This is a genomic window from Chamaesiphon sp. VAR_69_metabat_338 (genome assembly GCF_031423935.1).
GTDB lineage: Bacteria > Cyanobacteriota > Cyanobacteriia > Cyanobacteriales > Chamaesiphonaceae > Chamaesiphon.
Window position 1 is genome coordinate 1 of sequence record NZ_JANPGM010000483.1, and the last position, 1,661, is coordinate 1,661.

Consider the following 1,661-nt stretch of genomic DNA (forward strand, 5'->3'; position numbering starts at 1 on the left):
GCTAAACCAGGAGCCTTGGATATCGCCAAAGATGTAGCAACCGATCCTGAAAATAAAGGCGCAACCTCATCGTTAGAATATCAGTTGCAGAAAATCCTCGAAGCCCCAGAAAATAAAGATTTGGCGGCGGAGATTGCCAAACTATTAGCCGAATCTGAACAGGAGAAAGCCAGCAAGTATAACGTGACGATGGGAGATGATGCGATTGTCGGCGCGATCGGGGATAGAAATACCGTAACCCAAAATATCGGCACCAAACCCTAAGCCGAAATGACAAACTCCATGCCTAAATATAATGCCCCGATCGATAAAAGTATCCTTGGCGCGATCGGGGATTATAGCACCGTCAATCAGTATATCCAATCCCAACCCGCACAACCTTCTCCCTATATGCTGCCGCAGGATATCGGGGATTTCACAGGACGGAAAGATTATATCGCTCAGATCGAAGCAACCTTGGATCGAGGTAAAATTGCGGCGATCGCGGGGATACCTGGCGTGGGTAAATCTGCTCTAGCGATTCGGGTTGCCTATCGACTCAAACATCGATATCCCGATGCCCAACTCTATGTCAATCTCTACGGACAAGACCCCCAATCGGCACTGGGAACTAAAACAGTCCTAATTCGGTTTTTGAGGGCATTGACGGGGCGGGACGAGTCCCAGTTGGCGACGGATGTAGAGGGGTTGGTAAGCCAATATCGATCGATCCTAGCCACCAAACAAGCGATCGTCATCCTCGACAATGCGCGGGATGAAGACCAGATTCGGGATTTATTACCCAGCAATCTTAAGTGTGCGGTAGTGGTGACGAGTCGATTGCGATTGACGGGCTTACCTGGAGCCGTACAGCTCGATCTAGAACCGATGGCGGTGGGGATCGATCGAGAATTGGGTGAGGCGGAGTTACTATTTCAGGCGATTTTGCAGGATGGCAAGCGGGTAGAGGTAGAACTACCAGCAGCGCGGGAAATCGTCAATCTCTGCGGACGGTTGCCGATCGCGATTCGGATTACGGCGGCTACACTCGATCGGCAAATCTGGGCGCGAAAGTCGCTCCAGGCTTATGCTCAAGAATTAGCAAATGAATCAACACGCTTAAATAAACTAGAAAACGAGAATGTAGAGAAGGCAATTCCAGGACAGGGTTCGGTAAGAGCGAGTTTCAATCTTAGCTATCAGATATTAACCGAAGAGGATCGGCAGTTATTTCGCTGGGCGGGGGGTTTGCCTGGTGTGAATTTTGGGCTGGAGATCTTGGCAGCGGTGATGCAATGGGAGCAATCTAAAATTGAAGCGGGTTTGGGGCGACTACTCGAAGCTCAGGTATTGGAATTGCGTGGCGAAGATCGATTTGGCTGGCACGATTTGATGCGGCTATTTGCAAAGGAACAGTTAACGGATGTAGAGCGGGAGACAGTCGTAGATCGAAGTTTAACTTGGTATTGTGAATGGGCAGATTATTGGAATAGTGGACTCAATCCATTGCACTGTCGGCAAATGGCACAGAAAAGAGCATTAGGAAAAGAAAAGACCGCTGAGGAATGGGAACATATATTGCTGATAATGGCACTTGATTGGTTTGCAGCAGAGCAAGACAATTGGGTAGATGTAGTAAGAGATTTAACTCAAATACCCCGCGCAGATGATGCCATTGACCT

At 48.8% G+C, this 1,661-nt stretch carries 2 protein-coding genes; both read left to right on the forward strand.

From position 1 onward, the window contains the following. On the forward strand, window positions 1-264 hold a 264-nt coding region (locus RMO84_RS13380), incomplete at its 5' end, for a hypothetical protein (RefSeq protein ID WP_310488946.1). A 6-nt stretch (window positions 265-270) separates the two neighbouring features. Beyond that, window positions 271-1,661 (forward strand): NB-ARC domain-containing protein (locus tag RMO84_RS13385; protein ID WP_310488947.1); only part of this gene is annotated, 1,391 nt, incomplete at its 3' end.